This window comes from Armatimonadota bacterium (assembly GCA_013359125.1).
Classification (GTDB): Bacteria; Armatimonadota; Fimbriimonadia; order Fimbriimonadales; family GBS-DC; genus JABWCR01.
In genome coordinates, this window is record JABWCR010000020.1 from 41913 (window position 1) to 62086 (window position 20174).

The window sequence follows — 20174 nt, forward strand, 5'->3', positions numbered from 1 at the left end:
TTAGCGGAAGCGCCAGAGCAAGTTGGCTCCGCCCTGTTGAGCCAAGATCGACTTGGCGGAGTAGTTCTTTGCATGGCCGTCCGCAAAGATTAGAAGGCACATGCCCTCGTCTCGGCCGGTCTTTTGATGCCGGCAGTAGAGCGGCTTGAGCTGTGCAGGGCGCAGATGATTGAGTTCGATGACGAGGTCTCGATCGGCTACCAAGGGTGTGCCCAGGCGCGGATCGACCGCGTTTTCCAAGCCGACGTAGGGATCGAAGACATAGCCTCGGTATTTCATTGCGCCAGGACCGCTTGCCGTGTCGCCGAACAAGGGAATGCGGGCGTCCTCTTCCAATTTTGCCGGGCCGAACATATCGGGGAATCCTTCGATTTGGGCAGGATCAAAAGCCGCCGCCGCGGTGTAGCCTATAGGCAGTCGGTCGCGGGTCGCCCATCGATTGCCGTAGGCAGCGTTTTCGGCGCTTGGACAGATAAAGATGCCGGTGTTCTTAACGTATGGCTGCATGATCGCCATCCAGACCCTCTCCGGAGAATCGGCGGGAGCGGCGTAGTTGGTCGATGGCGGAAAGGTCTCCGCCCAATCTTGCACGTACATCATGACTCCGAGGCCCAATTGGCGGCTGTTCGAGTGGCATGTGGTCATGCGCGCCTTCTCGCGCGCTTGGGCAAAGACGGGAAACAGAATCGCGGCCAAAATGGCGATGATCGCGATCACCACCAACAGTTCAATCAAGGTAAAGCCTCTTCGCATGCTCATCCTCCAGGGGAATTATAACCTAAGAATCGGGCTTTGCGCCCTCGGTCGCCATTCTTCTAAGGTTTTTACCGACCTGTTCCATAGGGTGATCCTCGCCTTGCTTCAATAGCGAGCCAAAGACGGGGCGTCCGACAACGTTTTCTTGCAGCCAGTCGCGGGCAAAGCGGCCGTCCTGGATCTCTTTCAACAGTTCTCGCATCCGAGCCTTGGTCTCATCGTTAACGATCCGAGGCCCGCGGGTCAGATCGCCGTAGAGCGCTGTATCGCTGATCGCTTGTCTCATGCCCGAGATGCCGCGCTCGTAGATCAGATCGACGATCAGCTTCAGTTGATGGACGCATTCGAAGTAGGCCAGCTCCGGCTGATAACCGGCTTCGGTCAGAGTCTCGTATCCGGCTGTCAGCAGGGCGGTCAGTCCGCCGACGATGACGGCTTGTTCGCCAAACAGGTCGGTCTCGCACTCTTCTTTGAAGGTCGTTTCGATCACGCCCGCACGGGTTCCTCCAATCGCTTTGGCATAGGCGAGCGCCGTAGCTTTAGCCGATCCCGAATAGTCGTGATGGACCGCTATCAGACAAGGCGCGCCAGAACCTTGAAGATAGAGGCGCCGAACCAGTTCGCCGACGCCGACCGGCGCGACCATGATCACATCCACATAGGACGGGGGGGGTATTTGTCCGAACGCGATGTTGAACCCATGAGCAAAGAGCAGCGTCTTGCCCGGTTGTAGATGAGGGAAAATGCTCTCGTTGTAGAGGTCGCGCTGATACTCGTCGTTGATCAGCATCGCCAACAGGTCGGCGCGCTCCGTGGCTTCGGCAATGGGGCATCGCTCAAAGCCGTCCTCGGCGGCGCGGTCCATCGACCGGCCCGGACGCGCGCCGACGATGACCTGGAGGCCTGAATCGCGCAGATTCAAGGCTTGAGCGCGACCCTGAGCGCCATAGCCCAGGGTTGCTATCGTTTTGTTCTTCAGTGCCGACAGATCGGCGTCTGAGTCGTAATAGAGGTCGGCCATCGAGCGCAAGTATACCGCTGAAAACTGGTAGGAGGCTTGGGACTTAGGTCGCCAAAACCGCGGTATAATCCGCCGCTGGACAATCCCCATGAGACGATCCCGAGACGACCTCAACCGAGAGCTTCACGGCGTGCGGCGGATGCCGATAGAGGAGAGAAGAGAGACCTATCAGCGACTGATCAACGAGGCGATGGAGATGGCCGAGCATGGTTTTGCCTCGAAAGTCATCCAGCAGTACGCAGCCGAATTGAAGCGGCACGGCAAGCCGATCGATGCCTTGAAGGTGTTGCGCCAAGCGGACGGGCTGCCGCGCGTTCTGCCAGGCATCTATGCCGTGATCGTGCGTCAAGAGATCTCGCTGATGATGGAGCTGGGCCGTTTGGACGAGGCGTGGGAGCGGCTTAAGACGGTCTTCAACAAGCGAGGCGTGCCGTTGGCGCAGTACGCTCATATGGTGCTTCTGTTGGGCGGTTACATGGCGGCCCAAGGGCGCAAAGGCTCGGCGATCGAGTGCTTTCAATTCTATGTGCGGCTGTGCGAGATGGTGGCCTTTCTGGAGAAGGAGAAGGTCTATCAGGGCTCCGCGTGGCATTGGCTCATGTTGCAAGCGCCCGATTGGATCATCCAGATCTGGCAGTCGAAGGAAGGCGATCTGCGCGAATTGGTGGCTCCCGCCATTGTGCAATTGTGCGAGGTTCAACGCCAATATCGCAGCCTTGCCATGCCCACCGATACGGTCTATTACTTTCTGCACGAGGTTGCGGAATGGTTGGAAGCGCAAGGAAACCAATCGCAAGCGGCCGTTGTGCGCGCCGTTATAGAATTGTCTGACGAAAAGGGCGAAGAATCGGAACCGATGGTGTAGGCCGCGCGTGGTACAATGCGTTACCCAACCCATGACACGGAGGTTCCCGGGAATGAAGTCCTTCTCGCTCGTTGCATTTCTCGCCGTCTCGATCGTTTTCGCCTTTGCTCAGCAGAGCCCGCCCGCGCAGATGATGCGCTATCCGGCCATCGGCAAAACGCACATTTGCTTTCTGTATAACAACGACCTTTGGGTTGTGCCTCGCATGGGTGGGATGGCGATGCCGCTCTCCAGCCCTTCTGGCCCCGAGAACTGGCCGCGCTTTAGCCCGGACGGCTCCCAAGTTGCGTTCGTCGCGAACTACGAGGGTGGGCGAGACATCTATACGATGCCTGTAACGGGCGGAGTTCCCAAGCGCATCACCCATCATCCCGGCAACGAGCAGCTTTTTGCCTGGATGAGCAACGGGAAATTGCTGTTTGGCAGCAGCGCCGAGGCGACCTTGCCCGGCTGGCCGATGATTTACACGGCGGCTTCGACGGGCGGCGCGTGGACAAGACTGCCGGTTCCCTACGGATTTAATGCGGCGCTGAGCGAGGACGGGCGATGGTTGGCTTATCTGCTTCAGCAGAACGATAGCGCCACTTGGAAACGGTATCAGGGCGGCCTTGCCCCAGATATCTGGCTGTTCGATCTTCAGACCAAGACCTCTAAACGCATTACCGAGTGGCCGGGCAACGACACGTTCCCCATGTGGCACGGTCGGTACGTCTACTACCTAACCGACGAAGGCCCAGAGAACCGTTTGAACCTGTGGCGCTACGACACGACCAACAATCGGCGCGAACAGGTTACGCGATATAGAGACTTTGACGTGAAATGGCCGTCCATTGGCGCCGACGCGATCGTCTTTCAGTACGGCGCCCAGATGATGGTGATGGACCTGCCGAGCCATTCTGTGCGTTCTGTGCCCGTTACCATTCCGGGCGATAAGGCACAGCTTCTGCCTCGCCAATACAACGTTGCCAATTCGGTCGCATCGTTCGGCATTTCGCCAACCGGGAAGCGCGCCGTTATCGAAGCGCGGGGCGACGTATGGTCCGCTCCGACCAAAGAAGGCAGCGTTCGCAACTTGACCGAATCGAGCGGTTATGCCGAGCGCAGCCCTGCATGGAGCCCCGACGGCAAATGGGTGGCCTATCTATCGGACCGATCGGGCGACTATGAGATTTGGCTGACGCCAGGGGACGGCAAGGGCGAGAGCAAGCAAGTAACGAAAATGGGGCCGGGATTCCGCCGAAATCTACAATGGTCGCCCGATAGCAAGATGATCGGCTTTACCGATCAAAAGGGCATCCTCAGCTACGCGGTCGTTGAGACCGGAGAGGTCAAGCAGGTCGATAAGGACATCTGGTCAAACCCGCCCGACTATGCCTGGTCGCACGACAGCAAGTACATCGCCTATGATCTGACCTCGCTCAATCGGCGGGCCTACGTCATGGTCTACGATGTCGAGACTGGTACGAAGCATCAGGTCTGCTCGGACATGTTCTCGTCGGGCAATCCGACGTTCGATAGGAAGGGCGAGTGGCTCTTCTATATCTCGCGCCAGGCATTCTCGGCGACTTACGACGACTTTGGCACCAACTGGATCTACAACAACTCCGAGGTCATTATCGCCGTGCCCTTGCGCAAGGACGTGAAGAATCCGTTCCTTCCCAAGAGCGACGAGGAGCCGGTGAAAGAGGAGAAGAAGGCGCAATCTAACGCGCGATCCGCTCCGATTGCATTCGTTGCGACCTTGGACGACGTTACGGGCGAGTGGAAGGGCAAAGTAACCGGCCCATCGCCGATCCCGCCAGACGGCCTGGACTTTACCATGAAGCTGACCATGGACGCCAGCAACAAAGTAACCGGCACGCTAGAAACGGTGTTGGCGAGCGGCGCCGTTGCCGGCAGTTACAACCCTGGCTCCAAGCAGTTGACTTTGACTGCGGACGTACAGGTCGCACAACTCGAAATGGTTGCGACTATCGCTGGCAGCAAAATGACCGGAACGGTCTCCGCGATGGGCCTTTCTTTTGCAATGAGCGCCGAAAGAACGGGCGGTGCGCCGACCGCGGCTGCTCAACCCGTACAGCCCGAGAAGAAGCCCGAAGAGACCAAACCGGAGGAGAAGAAGCCGGCCAAGTTCAGCATCGATTGGGACGGCATCGAAGATCGCTCGATCCGCTTGGGATTGGCAGCCGGTCGCGTGGGGCGGCTAGCGGTCAACAACCGCGGCCATCTGCTCTTTACCCGACCGAACGAGAATGCGATCAAACTCGTCGACTTTAGCGACGGCAAGACCGAAGAGAAGAGCGTGGCTACTGGCGCGGGCAACTTCGACATCTCGGCCGATGGCACGAAGATCATCTTCATGCGCGGGGGCACGCCCGCCATACAAGACGCATCGGCGGGCGCGAACGCCGAGAACGTCATCACCGCAGGCATGACCGCCATTGTCGAGGTGCGCGAGGAGTGGCAGCAGGTGTTCAACGACGTGTGGCGGCTGCTGCGAGATATCTTCTATGATCCGGGGATGCATGGCGTCGATTGGCCGGGTGTCCGCCGACAGTACGAGCCGCTGTTGCAGTATTGCAACAGTCGCGAGGACGTTGGCTTCGTCATCGCCGAAATGATCTCCGAACTGAACGCAGGCCACGTCTACTATAATCCCGGCGCAACCGGAGAGCCGCAAACGACGGTGAGCGTCGGCTCGCTCGGCGCCGATTATGAGTTGCATGATGGCGCGTACAGAATCACCCAGATTTACAAGGGCGCCGCTTGGGATTCCGACGAGCGCAGCCCCATCGACCAGTTAGGCGTTTCGATCAAGGTCGGCGACTACATCCTGGCCGTCAACGGCAAGCCGATCGATACGAGCAAGGACATCTGGGCCGCATTTATCGGCACGGCCAACCGACCGACTACGATCACCGTCAGCTCCAAGCCGACCAAGGATGCCGACGCTAAGGACGTGTTAGTGCGACCGATGGGCGGCGACGGCGGCCAGCGCTACCGGTGGGCCATCGAGCGCAATCGCAAGTACGTCGAAGAGAAGACCGGCGGGCGCGTGGGCTACATCTATGTGCCCGATACGGGCATCAACGGCCAAACCAACCTGGTGCGCCAATTCTACGGCCAAATGCACAAAGATGCGCTGATCATAGACGAGCGATGGAACGGCGGCGGACAGATTCCGACGCGCTTCATCGAACTGCTCAATCGACCGGTTACCAACTATTGGGCGCGTCGGGACGGCGTCGATTGGCCTTGGCCGCCCGATGCTCACTTTGGGCCCAAATGCATGCTGATCAACGGTCCGTCCGGCTCGGGCGGCGATGCCTTCCCCTACTACTTCAAGCAAGCAGGGCTGGGCAAGCTGATCGGTACGCGCACTTGGGGCGGATTGATCGGTTTGACGGGCACGCCCGGGCTGATCGACGGCAGTTCGCTCAGCGTGCCGACCTTCGGATTCTACGAGACGGACGGCACCTGGGGCATCGAGGGGCACGGCGTCGATCCGGACATTTTGGTATGGGACGATCCGGCCAAGATGCAGAACGGCGGCGATCCCCAGTTGGACGCGGCGATCCAGCATATGTTGGACGAGCTGCGGCGCAACCCCTACAAGGCGCCTGCCAAGCCGGCTTATCCCGACCGCAGTGGCCGAGGGATACCGAACAGGGATAAGTAGCGTCTACCCCCCCCCATCGCTGATGGGAGGGCGGTTTCGTAAGCGTCGCGGGCGGCGGAGAGAGAGAGGGCGAGAACGCCTTCGATGACGATCTCTTCGCCGCCCGTTTCGCCAATAGGCACAAAAGCGAGACCGAGGCGCTCTGCCAAGCGCTCAACGGCTTTTTCGTCTTGATAGCTGACGATCGCGCGGCTCTGCGTCTCGCCAAAGAGGCGACCGTCCAATCGACCCTGGCCGGGCATCTGCACGCTGGCTCCTACGCCGCCCATGATGCAGCACTCCGCCAGCGCTACGGCAAATCCGCCGTCCGAACAGTCGTGCGAGGATCGAAACAGGGTGGACGAGGCGCCCGAATGGAGAAACTTATGCAGTTTGGCTTCGCAATATAGATCGATCGGCGGCGGCAGGCCGTCCTCGATGCCGCAAACGACGCTGAGATACTCCGATGCGCCCAAGCCTTCAAGCCGATCGGCCGGAGTGGGCGCAGCCACAATCGCAATTCGATGGCCCGGTTGAAATCCTGCGCCAACTCGCCTGTCCACCTTTTTTAATACGCCCAGCGCGCCAATGGTCGGGGTGGGGAACACCTCGCCTAGCTCGCTCTCGTTATAGAAACTGACATTGCCCGACACGACAGGAGCGCCCAAAACGTCCGAAGCGGAAGCGATGCCCTCCACGCATCGCCAAAACTGCCAAAAGACCTCTGGACGCTGAGGGTTGCCAAAGTTAAGACAATCGGTGATTGCTTTTGGCTCGCCGCCTGTGCAGGCGACGTTGCGCAGCGCCTCGGCCACCGCAATTTGCGCCCCGACAAAAGGATCAAAGTAGCAGTAGCGGCCGTTGCCGTCGATCTTGACCGCGATCCCTTTTTCCGTGCCTTCCACGGCGATCACTGCCGCGTCGCCCTGTCCGGGCAAGAGTGCGGTGGCGGCTTGCACGGTGTGATCGTATTGGCGGTAGACCCAGCGCTTGCAGGCGATGTTGGGCGAGGCGAGCAGTTTGAGCAGGGCGCCTTTGGCATCGGCGACATCGGGGACGGCGTCCAGCGTGAAGGCTTTGGCCCGGCGGTAGTACTCCGGTTCTTCGATGGGCAGCCGATAGGTCGGGCATTCGTTGGTCAGCGCTTTGGAGGGTACGTCGGCCACGATCTCGCCCCGGTTTAACACGGTAACTTTTCCCGTATCGGTAACGCGGCCTATCTCGACGGCTTGAAGGTCCCATTTGGCGAAGACCGCTTTGGCGGCCTCTGCGTTTTGGGGCGTTACAAAGCAGAGCATCCGCTCTTGCGATTCCGAAAGCATAATCTCATAGGGCGTCATATCTTGTTCGCGCACGGGCACTTTGGCAACGTCGATCTCGACGCCCGTGTTCGATTTGGCGCTCGGTTCGCAGGTGGTGCAAGTGAGACCGGCGGCGCCCATGTCTTGCATCCCAGAGATCAAACCCTTCTCGATTGCCTCCAGGCAGGCCTCGATCAGCAGTTTTTCCATAAAGGGATCGCCGATCTGCACGTTCGGGCGCTTCTCCTCAGAATCTTCTCCCAGGGCGACGCTGGCAAAGGTTGCGCCGTGTATGCCGTCTCGCCCGGTCCTTGCGCCTACGTAAAGCACGATGCTGCCCGGTTCGTCCGCTCGGGCATAGGTGATCATCTCGCGCTTGACGATTCCCACAGCCATGGCGTTCACCAACGGATTGCCGCTGTAGCGCGGATGGAAGCTGACTTCGCCCGCTACCGTCGGCACGCCGATACAGTTGCCATAGCCGCCGATGCCGGCTACGGCCTGTTCGAAGAGGTAGCGGTTTCTTGCGTCGTCCAACGGTCCAAATCGTAACGAGTTGAGCAGGGCGACGGGCCGCGCGCCCATGGTAAAGATGTCCCGAACGATGCCCCCGACTCCGGTCGCAGCGCCCTGAAAAGGCTCGACGGCGGTCGGATGGTTGTGGCTTTCAACCTTCATCGCCACGCCCAGGTCTTCCGTCAGCGATATAAGCCCCGCGTTCTCAAATCCGCCCGCGTCTTGCGCTTCGCGATAGTTTTTGAACAGGCGCAAGGCGGGCCGGGAGAACTTGTATCCGCAATGCTCCGACCACATGACGGAAAACATGCCCAATTCGGTCTCGGTCGGCTCGCGCCCTATCAGTTGGACGATCTTTTCGTATTCGTCGTCATTGAGACCCAGCTGTCGCCAAGTTTCGGGAGATCGCATTGCTCCAATGTTACCCGGCGGCTAAAACGTGATAGAATCTAATTCGTTATGAAACTCTTTTTGGCATTCTGCATGGTTTTGGGCTTTGCGTTTGCTCAGCAGCCGTCGCTCGCGCTGAACCGATACGAAGGCTCGACCGTGCTATTGCCGAGAATGGAGGCCAGGGCGCTCAATCCGCAGAACCTTGCCGATCAGGTTATGGGGCAGGTGGCGCAGATCGGCGGCGCGGACGGTTGCACGGTTCACGGCGGGGCGTCGTTTATCACCCTTTTGCGCGTGGGCGGCAACGCAGAAGTAACTTGGGAGCGCGGTCCGGCCTCGCCCAACGGCGAGGGCAAGGTCTATCTCAATGCGACGATTTTGCCGACGGGACAGATCCTGATCAACGGCGGGATGAAGAAGCCCAACGATTGCGACTGGACGTGGGAAGACGTCAGCTACTCCACTTGGCTCTATCGAGCAGGCGAGAACGGGCAATGGGGATTTGGCGCCGGCGCGCTGATCCCGCTGGCCGACGCTCCGCGGGGCGATACGGACAAGGCGATTCAGGATTGCTTTGGCTCTAATGCGCGGTTAGGCGGTCAGCATGGCACGCCGGACGCCATGCGCGCTTACGGATCGACCACCGTGCTGTTGGCGGACAGCAGTCTGTTGTCTGCGGGCACCAACATGGTTCGCCACCGCCACGGTCCAGAAGTCGAGTGCGACAAATACGTTTCCCGCTCGCCGACGCTGTTTTTCCCGCCTTACGCCTATCGTCCCGGCACGAACGAGAAGCGCACAGCCGACGAGCGACCCAGAATCCTATCGATTCCCCGAGAAGAGACCTGGGCCTACGGCGAGGTTGCCAAGATCAAGTACGCTAAGGCGAAGGGCGATTACGCGGCGGAGATCAAGTCGGTGGCGCTGGTGCGGCCGTCCAGCGTCTCTCGTTCGGTCAACTCCGACCAGATGCTGGTGCGATGCCACTTTCGGGTCGACGGAGATACGGTCGAGGCCGCCATGCCTTGGGATCCAAAGATCGCCCCGCCGGGGTGGTACATGCTGTTTCTGGTCGATGCGAACGACGCGCCGAGCGAAGCAGGCTGGGTGCGGATCGATACCTACATGGGCGCCACGATCGAGGGCGTTTTTGAAGATTACAAGGGGTTTGACTCTCCAGTGCGCGTCGAGATTCGAGAGCTCGACGCGGACACCTATTTAGGCGAACATGCGCTGCCTGTCAGCCGGATTAACGAAGGCGGTCGGTTTCAAATCCGTGCGCTGGCTTCCATTCGACATGGCAAGTATCGGGTGCACATCAAGCCATTTGGCGATTGGCAGGGCAAGACGGTCGAAACCGAATTGACGGGCGACCGGCGATTGGACGTCGGCACGATCAAGAAACGTCCCTAACGCGCAGGTATACTTTTCGCCATGCGCGCCGAAGCCTTTCTCAGTCCAGAACTCGTGCCTATCTATCACAAAGTCCAACAGGGGGAGAGGCTCAGCTTTGACGACGGCACGGCGCTCTATCGATCCAGCGATCTGACCGGAATCGGACGATTGGCAAACATCGCGCGCGAACGGTTGCACGGCGATAATGCCTACTACGTGCGCAACCAGCACATCAACTACACGAACATTTGCAACAAGTTCTGCAAGTTCTGCAGTTTTTACGCCAAGAAGGGCGGGCCGTCTCCTTATACGCTCTCTTTGGAGGAGATTCGCCAAAGGTTAAGGGCCCACAGACACGTTCCCATTACAGAGGTGCACATGGTGGGCGGCGTCAATCCTCGGCTTCCTTACGACTACTATATGGACGTGATTCGAACGGTGCGCGAGGAGCGCCCCGGCGTTCATGTGAAGGCTTTTACGGCGGTGGAGTGGGAAGAAATCGCCAAAGTGGGCAACACCACGGTCGATGCGGCGCTGGCGGATGCTCGCGAGGCGGGTTTAGGCAGTGTGCCGGGCGGGGGAATCGAAGTTTTGAGCGACCGGGTTCATGCCGAATTGTTTCATAAGAAGATCAACGGCAAGCGATGGATCGAGATTGCCAAGTCGGTCGCAAACGCGGGTCTTAAGCAGTATGCGACGCTGCTCTATGGGATGGGCGAGACGCTGGAAGAGCGAGTCGATCACTTTGTTCAACTGCGCGAATTGCAGGACGAGACCGGCCACTTTCTGGCTATGACGCCGCTCGCTTTCCATCCAGAAGGCACCGATTTGGAGGACCTTCCTCACACCACAGGCTATGACGATCTTAAGAACATCGCCATCAGCCGACTGATGCTGGACAACATTCCCCATATCAAAAGCTTCTGGATTATGAACACGGCGGCCGTTACGCAGACCGCTCTTTGGTACGGCGCGGACGATGTGGACGGCACGATTCACGAGTACGAGATCGTCTATCAGGACGATGCGCCAGGCGAAAAGCGACAGGTGTTGACGCGAACCCAGATGCTCGATCTTATTCGAGAGGCCGGGCGCATCCCGGTCGAACGAGACAGCCTTTATCAGATTGTAGAGGCCAAGGACGAGGAGCCAAGAGAGGCGCGGGTGTTGCTGAACGTCGTCAATTAGCCTTGGGCTTCGGCTCGACCTTGATCTCAAAGAGCCTTGCCCAGTTCTTGCCCGTAACAAAGATTCGATCGTTCTTTTTGTCGTACGCAATGCCGTTCAGCACGTCTTCCTTGCCGTGCCGATGCTTCGTTGCCAATATCCCTGTCAGATCGACGTAACTGTTGATCTTTCCGCTCTTAGGATCGAGCCGGGCGATCATGTCGGAGTTCCAGATGTTTGCCCAAATCTCGCCGTTGATCATTTCAAGTTCGTTCAGATAGTCCTGACGAATGCCGCCGTCCGTTACGATAATCTGTCTCTCGATCCGCAGACTCTCTGGATTGAGAAAGTAGAGCGTCGCCGTGCCGTCGCTCATAATCAAATGCGCGCCGTCGTGCGTCAGCCCCCATCCTTCGGTGCGATAGCTGAACTCGCGCTCTTTGCGGAAGGTGGCCAGGTCGTACACAAATCCCGTCTGGTTGCGCCAGGTCAATTGGTAGACCTTGTCGTTTAAGATCGCGATGCCCTCGCCGAAGAGTCGGCTGTCCAAATCGACCTTCTTCAGCACGCGCCCGGTTTCCAGTTCGACTTTGCGCAGGCTGGAGAGGCCCTCCTGTCCCGTTCCTTCGTAGAGAAACCCGTCTAGATAGACCAGACCCTGGGTGAAGCCTTTGGGGTCGTGCGGATACTCTTTGACAATCTTAAACCCGTAAACGGGGGCCGTTTCGGGCGCAGGCTCAAGCGGTTGTTGGGTTGTGCTTTTTGCGCCGCCTGGTCCGCAAGCGGCCAGCACGACAAGACCTGCCAAAGCCGCCGTCCCAAGCCGTCTGATTGCGCGCAACATCAAGGCCATTGTACCTGCTCTGTAGGAAAGACGAACCGCGCGGCGAATGAGTATCGTGCAACATCAAGGGCGAGGAGATTCATCATGGAACGCAATTTAGGGTTGGAGTTCGTTCGTGCGACGGAGGCCGCCGCGCTCAGTTCGGGACGCTGGGTGGGCAAGGGCGACCGGCACATGGTCGATCATGCGGCGTGCGAGGCGATGCGAAAGGCGCTGAGCGACGTGGAGATTAAGGGCGTTGTGGTGATCGGCGAGGGCGAGCGCGACGAGGCGCCGATGCTCTACATCGGCGAAGAAGTGGGCTCTGGGAAGGGCCCTGGCGTCCAGATCGCGGTCGATCCGGTGGAGGGTACTAATCTGGTAGCGACCGGCTCTCCGGGCGCGATCAGCGTGATGGCGGCGGCCATGGAATCGGAAGGGCATTTGCTCCATGCGCCCGACATTTACATGGACAAGCTAGTGGTCGGCAAGCCGGCCAAGGGCGCGATCGATATCACTCGGCCTGTTCAGGCAAACCTTAAGGAGATAGCTCGGTGTTTGGGCAAGGAGGTCCAAGACCTTACCGTAGGGTTGTTGGATCGTCCACGGCACGAGAAGCTGATCGAGGACATCCGCGCATCGGGGGCCAGGATACGGTTGATCTCGGATGGCGATCTTTCGTTGGCTATCGAGGCGCTGGACCCTGAGGGCGAAGTGGACGTGGCGCTGGGCATCGGGGGCGCTCCCGAAGGGGTGCTTTCGGCCGCCGCTTGCATCTGCACGGACGGCGAGATCCAAGGCCGGCTGGTGTGCCGAAACGAGGCCGATCGCGAGCGCACGGCCAAAATTTTGGGCGGCGATCCCGAGCGCGTGCTGATGATGGACGACTTGGCGCAAGGCAATCTGATGTTTGTGGCGACCGGTATCACGGGCGGCAATCTGCTTCGCGGCGTGCGGTTTACAGGCACAGGCGCCGTAACGCACTCGATCGTCATGAGGAGCAAATCGGGCACCGTGCGCAAGATCGAGACGATCCACAAGTTCACCAACGGCCCGAAGTACTGAGCGCTTACTCTTGCTTTTTGCCTTGCTCTAGGTCGAGCGCCGCGCCGATGAGTGTCTTTTCGACCGAACTCATATCCTGTCGTTGCAGGTCGCCGATCGCTTTGCCGATCTCGGAAGCCTCCGCCGTTCGACCTTGCTGCAGAAGGATCTGTTGCGTCTTTTGAAGCTCGTGCAGAGCCATGGTTGGGTTCAATTGGTGCGTCTTCATGCCCATGATCGTCTTTTCGAGAGCGCGGGATGCGATCGCCACTTGAGCTTCGCCCGCCACTCGCGCATCTTCGGGCAGAGAAGCCTTAGCCGCATCGGTCGTGAACTCGAATATCAGGTCAGCTGTGATCGTCTCTTCGGCTTCGGTTACAGGGTTTACATAGGCCAGTTTCGCCTTGGCCGCCCGATAGCTCCCGGCCGGATGGTTGGGGAAGTCGAACTCGATCAGCGGCGTCAGCCTCGCTCCGCGCTCTAGGTCGACCATCGATAGGGTCGCCGTTCGACTTGCGAGGTTCATCTCGGCGCCGAACGCCTGGCGAATCTGCACCCATCGCGCTAATTGAAGTTCGAGGCGAGGCGACCGAGCCACTACGTTCATCATCTTTTCCAGGTCGTCGCGAAACACCTCGGGGATGCGCTCAGGACGGTCGATGTAGTGGTATTTGCCGCCGCTTCGGCGAGCAATCCCAGCGATCAACTCTTCGTTGTAGTCCGGGCCAAAACCAAGCGCATTGATCGGGATCGACCGCTCCTTGGCGCCGCCCGCCAACTGGGTAATGGCGGAAAAGTCTTTAATGCCGGCCGTGGGTTCTCCGTCGGAAAAGAGCACCAGGCGGTCGAGATATCCGGGTTGCTTGCCCGCGGCCAACTGTTGCAGGCCCAGCGAAAGCCCGTCGTAGAGGTTGGTCGTATTGCCCACTTGCAATCGCTGGATGTTCTGCTTGATCAGTTCTTTGTTCAGCACTCGGCGAGGCGGCATCAGAACCTCGACGATCTCTTCGAACGTTACAATCGAGAGCACATCCCGGTCGGTCAGCAGATCGACCACATACGCGCAGGCCCGCTTGACGTACTCCAATGGCTCCCCTTCCATCGAACCGCTCTTGTCGATCACCAGGCACAGATTGAGGGGCGCTCGACCGCCTGTCATCGCGCCGGTGGCAATCAGCTCGAAGAGAACCCTTTCGCGAGAGACGCCGTGCGCCAGCGTTACCGAGCGGCCTTGCGTTATCTGCAGCGTTAAGGGCGGACCGGTCGGGGCCCCGACCGGCATGGCTTGGGTCCGATTCGGATCGGTGCCGCCGGGCATCGCCTGAGTGCGATTGGGGTCGGGTATCTGGTTCGGGTCTATTCGCTGGGTTTGCTCCATAGTCGGCTCCTATTGTACGGCGTTCCAGGTCAGCCGGGGCGGATTGCTGCCCGGCACACAGTTATATTTCTCAAAATCGGTTACGCCTTCTTCTCTCAATACGTCTTCGTCTATCAGCGCCGTTCCCGTTCGATGGCTGGGCGGCTTGGACACGATGGCGGCGAGGGCGTCTGCGACGATCTCGGGCTTGCGCCAGTCCTTGGGTTGGCCCAACTGATAATTGATGCTGGCTTGGCTCTCGATGATGGTAGCCGGCCAAAGCGCATTGGCCGCGACGTTGTGCTGCTTGACCTCTTCGGCCAGACCGTAGACCATCATCGTCATGCCGAACTTGCTGATCATGTAGGCCGTCCGTTGAGAGATGACGCTCATGTCGATCGGTGGCGACATGTTTACAATGTGCCCCCACTGGTTCTCTATCATGCTGGGCAAGAAGGCTCGCGCGCACAGGAACGACGCCCGCACGTTCACCTCCATCACTAGGTCAAAGCGTTTGGATGGCGTCTCGGTTACGGGCTGCCACCATAGCGCGCCCGCATTGTTGACCAGAATGTCGACTCGGCCAAAGCGATGCAGCGCAGCCTCGGCCAATCGCTCGATTTCGTCCTCATTCCGAACATTGGTTTGCATCGCCAGCGCCTCGACGCCGTACTGTTCGACTTCTCGCGCGGCGTCGTAGATGGTTCCGGGCAATCGTGGATCGGGCTCTACCGTTTTGGCGGCGATCACAATGTGGCAGCCTTCCTGAGCCAGGCGCAGCGCGCACGCCTTGCCGATGCCTCGGCTTGCGCCCGTTATCACGGCCACCCGTCCCTTCAAGCTCTCGCTCATTCCGCTCTAAACCGAAACGGCCCTATTCTCACAATGTCCCCCGGTCGCAGGGCTTGCTGTTGGATTCGTTGTTCGTTCACAAAGGTTCCGTTAGTGCTATTTTCGTCGTACACGGTCATTTGACCTGCTTCGATGGCGATTCGGGCATGGCGGCGGCTGACCGAGCCGTCCGGCAGAACGACCGAGCAGCCTGCTTCGCGCCCAATGATCAGCCCGCTTTGCGAAGGCGAGATGCGTTGACCGGCGAACGGGCCGTCCATGCCGACCAAGACAGTTGAGATCGATCCTATTGGTTGTTGAGCGGGCGCCGGCGTCGAGCAAGCGCAAAGGCCGGTGGCCGGGTCTTTTGTTTGACCGCAAAATTGGCACACGCCCGGCGGTGCGAGCGGCGGCAAGGGAGCGCGAGCTTGATCTCTCGCCCGTTGCGCCGCGCCTGCTTTCAACCTGAATTGCAGGGTAAACGTGCTGATGGCGATGGTTTCGCCATCCTTGAGCACATGGGGCTGGTTGCCGCCGGCCAGGTCGATCAAGACGTATTGCGCGCCTTGTCGAACGATCTTGGCATGGAGCGGCGCGACGTTGAGATCGCCCATCAGCGGCACGTCGGCGGTCTCGTTGCGCCCGATCAGGCTCTCGGCTCGGTGCAGGGGATAGTCGCGGCCTTCGTTTCTCCCCAGCAGCACGCGCACCCAAGCCTGCCGGGCGATCAGTTCGATCAGCCCGACAAAGAGACCTATAGCCGCCCCGGTGATGACCAATCCTATCGCCCTCTGAAAAACGCCTTGGTCCGAACCTTGCAGCGACTTTTGAAGCAGGGTATAGAGCGGCGCCATGAGCGGCGAGAGGGTCTCAAACAGAAAGCCGCCTATGCCGCCGCCGATCAAACCGCCCAACAATCCTTGCCGAGCGCGACTGGCAGAGCGACCGACGATTCCTTCCGATAGGCCAAGAAATGCCCCAAACGCGCCCCAACCAAGAGTGCGGGCGATGAGGGGCAAGGGAAACGGGCCGCGATCTCCGCCGAGAGCGCCGTAGATCTGCTGACCGATATAGAGACCGACCAACCCCGCAAATGCCCCCGCTGCCAGACCTCCGTATAGACCGCGCAGAGCGTGCGCCCGGGTGCCTAGGCCCAGACCGCTGGCCATCCCGATCAAGCCGCCGATGCAGGCGCCGACAACGATCCCCCAGAGCAGGAACGTAACCATCTGCTCGGAGGAGAGGATCGCCACGGCCCCCGGATTGAAGGCGATCTCGCCGATCAGCCAGCCTAAAAGGCCGCCAACTCCTCCCGCAATCAACAGGTAAAGCAGTCGCTGCACGCTAGGCCTCGACCTTAAACTGCACCGCGCCAAACTGCACCGTGTCGCCCGTATTGAGCACGGTCTCGGCAGCGATCTTGGCGCCGTTCACATAGGTTCCGTTGCTGCTTCCCAAATCGACCACGAACAAGCCCGAATCGTCCATGCGCAACTGCGAATGGCGGCGGCTGACGGTCGGATCGTCCACCATCAGTTCGTTGCCGATTTCTCGTCCGACGGAGATGGAGCCTGACGAAAGAGGAATGCTCTGTCCAGCCAGGGCGCCCGTCAGGCCGACCAATCGAGCGGGCTTTCCGACAGCGGCAACGGTCGGCGCGGCGCTCAGGTCGCAAGCGCAGGCGCCGGTCGCGGGGTCCTTCTTCTGACCGCAAAACGGGCAATGGCCTTCGGGCGTTAACGGAGCAGCCGCTACTGTTTGATCCGCTTCGGGTTCAGCCTGTGCGTCGGGCAGTTTGACGCCCAATTTTGCCATCGTATCGGCCACTTGCTGGTTTTTGCCCTGAACAAATCTTAGGATTCCGTACAGCGCCGCGCCGCCCACCAGCAGCGCCAATAAAATGGGCACAAACCGCCATAGAGTGGGCGAATCGGGTTCGGATACTGCCGTCGTCGCATCGGTCGATGCGGGTCGATCCAAGACCGGCGCATCTGCCGAGACCGCAATGGTCGCTACCGGCCCAGTTCCGCGCTCCTTTTTGATCTCGATGTCTTGGCTCGCGGTCTTGTTCTCTCCATAAGTCGCCTCGATCTTGCCCGATCCGAGCGCGACTCGGTCAAAGACTGCCTTTCCGCCGTCGCTCGGCATCATGGCGACGGTATGAATCTTGCCTTTGCCGTCGGTTAGCTTGACCATGGCCGCTGCGACCGATTTGCCCTCCTTCTCGATCGCCACGATCACCCGATTGGCAAACGCGAAATGCTCTTCCTTGACTTCGATCTTGTCTTCCTTCAGGTCGAGCAGAGCCAAGTTGCTCGACTTATCGTCCAGTGCTGCCAGCTTGACCGCTTTGTCGGGCTTTGTAATCTCAAGGCTCTTTTCCTCGTGCTTTTTGGCCGGAGCCAACGGCTTGCCGTCCGCGCTCTCGAACCAATACCATCGGAGCGCCGCGTCGCCAAAATCGACCGTGAATTTATCTTGAGCCCAGACCACAGTCCCGGACAATAACGCCAGTAAAATCAATGCGATTCGCATCCGTAACCCTCCCGCATCGGTTACATTATGAGCGATTGAGCCAAGCAATCTGACCAGCGGGTAGACTCTGCGCCATGCCCAACCTCCGCTTCGACCGATATTACCGCTACGACGATCTGACGGCGATCCTGCGATCCTTTGCCGAAGAGTTCCCCAATCTGGTCCGGATGGAGAGCATAGGCAAGAGTTTCGAAGGCCGCGACATCTTTGTGATGAAGGTTACGGACTACTCGACCGGCAGCGACGAGACCAAACCTGCCTTTTGGGCGGACGGCAACATCCATGCGACCGAAGTCTCGCCCTCTTCTGCCTGTCTGCATCTTTTGCACACGCTGACTTCCCGTTTCCAGAAGGACGACCGTGTTACGGAGTGCTTGCGAACGCGGGCTTTCTATATCTGTCCAAGAGTGAACCCCGACGGAGCCGAGTGGGCACTGGCCGATAAGCCCAAGATCATCCGCTCTAGCACAAGACCCTATCCTTTCGATGAAGAACCTATAGGCGGACTCAAGGTCGAGGACGTGGACGGCGACGGTCGGATGCTCTCGATGCGAATACCGGATCCAAACGGCTCATGGAAGATCTCGCCTGACGAGCCGCGTCTGATGGCGCGCCGCCAGCCGGACGAGTACGGCGGAACCTACTATCGCATCTTGCCAGAGGGCATTGTCGAAGATTATGACGGCGTAACGCTCAGCATCCAGCCCAAAAAGGAGCAGCTGGACCTGAATCGCAACTTCCCCGCAAATTGGCGGCCAGAGGGCGAACAGTACGGCGCCGGGCCATATCCGACTTCGGAGCCGGAGATACGGGCGATGGTGCATTTTATCGTCAACCACCCCAACATCACCGGCGCGGTCTGTTTCCACACCTACAGCGGCGTGCTCCTGCGGCCGTTCAGCCATAAGGCCGACGAGGAGTTTCCGGCAGAAGACCTGTGGACATATCAGAAGATCGGCGACAAGGGCACTGAGATGACGGGCTACCCCAATATCTCGGTCTACCACGACTTTCGGTATCACCCGAAGCAGGTCATCACGGGCGTTTTTGACGACTGGATGTTCGAGCACTTAGGCGTTTTCGCCTGGACGGTGGAAATCTGGAGCCCCCAGCGCCAAGCGGGCATCGCCGAGTACAAGTACATCGACTGGTACCGCGAGCATCCCTTTGAAGACGACCTAAAAATGCTCAAATGGAGCGACGAGACGTTAGGCGGTCGGGGCTACATCGATTGGTACGAGTTCGACCATCCCCAACTGGGCAAGATCGAGCTGGGCGGGTGGGATCACATGGTGGCGTTCCGCAATCCGCCGGTCGAGTTCTTAGAGAAAGAGATCGCGCCTTTTTCCGACTGGCTGATCTGGCACTGCATGATCTCGCCTAAGTTAGAGATTTTGGAAACGAGCGTGGAGAGACTGGGCGAACTGGCTTGGAAATTGCGGGCGACCGTGCAAAACACCGGCTGGCTGCCGACCTACATCACCAAGCACGGCCTAAACGCCAAGATGACCCGCGGCGCAATGGCGGAGTTGGAACTGCCCGAGGGTTTGCAATTAGTCGTGGGCGAACGCAGGACCGACGTCGGGCAACTGGAGGGTCGAGCCTACAAGCCCGCCGCGCCGAGCGCATGGAACAGCGACCCGACCGACGACCGCGCCAAAATCGAATGGGTGGTGAGCGGCCATCCGGGACCAGTGAAACTGACGGCCAAGCATCAGCGCGCCGGACAAGCCGAGCACACGTTCGACCTCTCGTGATCGAGATCGCACTCTATCCAATTGGGATCGTCCGCTCCGAACGTACGAGCAAAGAGGACGCGGACTGGGGCGTCGGCGTCTCGACGATAGAACTGGACCCTGCGCTCTCCGAAGGTCTGGAGGGCCTGGAGCAATTCTCTCACGCCGTGATCGTTTTCTTTTTGCACGAAGGCGAGGTCTTTACGCCGCCTCGCATTAAGCGCCGGCCGCGAGAGCGCGAGGATATGCCGCTGTTGGGCGTGTTTGCGCAGCGCGGCAAAGTGCGTCCGAACCCGATCGGCGTTACGACGGCCAAGATCGTATCGGTCGAGCCTGGGAGATTGATCGTGTCGGGTTTGGACGCGATCGACGGCACCCCGGTGCTGGATATCAAGCCCTACTTTTCGGCTTTCGACCATGCGGACGACGCCGCAGCGCCCGAGTGGGTCGATCGCCTGATGGAAGGGTATTTCTAGAGTGTTCGAGCACTAAACAACGGGAGGGCGAGCGTCCCCGCGAGCCGAAAGACCGGGCCGGGCGGAAGGTTCCAGGGGGCCGGCGGGACGCCGGCGGTACTTTGACGGCGAGGCCAAAGATCCGGGAGGGCGAGCGTCCCCGCGAGCCGAAAGACGGGAACGCCGGCGGTACTTTTAACCCTCCACACCCGCCGTTCGGTGCGGAGGGTCTAGGCCCTCGGCTCGCGGTCTCTGGACCTCGTCCGTCTTCAGTCCCCTCCCCAAACGCGGAGTAGCCCACTTGACTTTTCAAGACGGTAT

General features: G+C 59.6%; 15 protein-coding genes. 7 read left to right on the forward strand and 8 right to left on the reverse strand.

The genetic code is table 11. The features are described 5' to 3' along the window. Positions 1-753: a prepilin-type N-terminal cleavage/methylation domain-containing protein gene (locus HUU60_09815; GenBank protein NUL83004.1), complete on the reverse strand. Its 753-nt coding sequence runs from the start codon at positions 751-753 to the stop codon at positions 1-3. Between the two features lie 25 nt (positions 754-778). Continuing rightward, a complete protein-coding gene (ilvC, locus tag HUU60_09820; protein NUL83005.1) occupies positions 779-1777 on the reverse strand; it encodes a ketol-acid reductoisomerase in 999 nt (332 codons plus the stop codon). An 88-nt stretch (positions 1778-1865) separates the two neighbouring features. On the opposite strand from ilvC, the gene HUU60_09825 reads away from it, so the two are divergent. Continuing rightward, the gene (locus HUU60_09825) at positions 1866-2642 is read left to right on the forward strand and encodes a hypothetical protein (protein ID NUL83006.1); all 777 of its coding nucleotides are present in this window, start codon (positions 1866-1868) and stop codon (positions 2640-2642) included. 52 nt (positions 2643-2694) lie between these two features. Continuing rightward, positions 2695-6321 (forward strand): PD40 domain-containing protein, encoded by a 3627-nt coding sequence (locus HUU60_09830; GenBank protein NUL83007.1) that lies wholly within the window; start codon positions 2695-2697, stop codon positions 6319-6321. Here the strand turns inward: HUU60_09830 and purL are convergent. Beyond that, positions 6276-8528 (reverse strand): phosphoribosylformylglycinamidine synthase subunit PurL, encoded by a 2253-nt coding sequence (gene purL, locus HUU60_09835; protein NUL83008.1) that lies wholly within the window; start codon positions 8526-8528, stop codon positions 6276-6278. The genes HUU60_09830 and purL overlap by 46 nt on opposite strands. Before the next feature lie 48 nt (positions 8529-8576). Between purL and HUU60_09840 the strand changes: the two genes are divergently transcribed. Both HUU60_09840 and HUU60_09845 read left to right on the forward strand, forming a co-directional pair. Next, the gene (locus HUU60_09840) at positions 8577-9923 is read left to right on the forward strand and encodes a DUF1929 domain-containing protein (GenBank protein NUL83009.1); all 1347 of its coding nucleotides are present in this window, start codon (positions 8577-8579) and stop codon (positions 9921-9923) included. Positions 9924-9944: 21 nt separating this feature from the next. After that, positions 9945-11093 (forward strand): CofH family radical SAM protein, encoded by a 1149-nt coding sequence (locus tag HUU60_09845; protein NUL83010.1) that lies wholly within the window; start codon positions 9945-9947, stop codon positions 11091-11093. Here the strand turns inward: HUU60_09845 and HUU60_09850 are convergent. Then, on the reverse strand, positions 11086-11916 hold the full coding sequence (locus HUU60_09850; GenBank protein NUL83011.1) for a glutaminyl-peptide cyclotransferase: 831 nt from the start codon (positions 11914-11916) through the stop codon (positions 11086-11088). The genes HUU60_09845 and HUU60_09850 overlap by 8 nt on opposite strands. Positions 11917-12000: 84 nt before the next feature. On the opposite strand from HUU60_09850, the gene glpX reads away from it, so the two are divergent. After that, a complete protein-coding gene (gene glpX / locus HUU60_09855) occupies positions 12001-12960 on the forward strand; it encodes a class II fructose-bisphosphatase (protein NUL83012.1) in 960 nt (319 codons plus the stop codon). A 4-nt stretch (positions 12961-12964) separates the two neighbouring features. Here glpX and HUU60_09860 read toward each other — a convergent pair whose 3' ends face one another. The 4 genes from HUU60_09860 to HUU60_09875 are packed head-to-tail and all read right to left on the reverse strand — an operon-like array spanning position 12965 to position 17662. Beyond that, positions 12965-14317, reverse strand: a complete 1353-nt coding sequence (locus tag HUU60_09860) for a VWA domain-containing protein (protein NUL83013.1) — start codon at positions 14315-14317, stop codon at positions 12965-12967. Between the two features lie 9 nt (positions 14318-14326). Further along, positions 14327-15148 carry an SDR family oxidoreductase gene (locus tag HUU60_09865; protein ID NUL83014.1) on the reverse strand — a complete coding sequence of 274 codons (822 nt, stop codon included), beginning with the start codon at positions 15146-15148 and terminating at the stop codon, positions 14327-14329. After that, positions 15145-16470: an FHA domain-containing protein gene (locus HUU60_09870; protein ID NUL83015.1), complete on the reverse strand. Its 1326-nt coding sequence runs from the start codon at positions 16468-16470 to the stop codon at positions 15145-15147. The genes HUU60_09865 and HUU60_09870 overlap by 4 nt, the downstream gene beginning before the upstream one ends. Before the next feature lies 1 nt (position 16471). After that, complete coding sequence (locus HUU60_09875) at positions 16472-17662, reverse strand: FHA domain-containing protein (protein NUL83016.1); 1191 nt, start codon at positions 17660-17662, stop codon at positions 16472-16474. Positions 17663-17736: 74 nt separating this feature from the next. Between HUU60_09875 and HUU60_09880 the strand changes: the two genes are divergently transcribed. Beyond that, positions 17737-19419 (forward strand): carboxypeptidase, encoded by a 1683-nt coding sequence (locus HUU60_09880; GenBank protein NUL83017.1) that lies wholly within the window; start codon positions 17737-17739, stop codon positions 19417-19419. After that, positions 19419-19874: a tRNA (N6-threonylcarbamoyladenosine(37)-N6)-methyltransferase TrmO gene (tsaA, locus tag HUU60_09885; GenBank protein ID NUL83018.1), complete on the forward strand. Its 456-nt coding sequence runs from the start codon at positions 19419-19421 to the stop codon at positions 19872-19874. The genes HUU60_09880 and tsaA overlap by 1 nt, the downstream gene beginning before the upstream one ends. Positions 19875-20174: the final 300 nt, after the last annotated feature.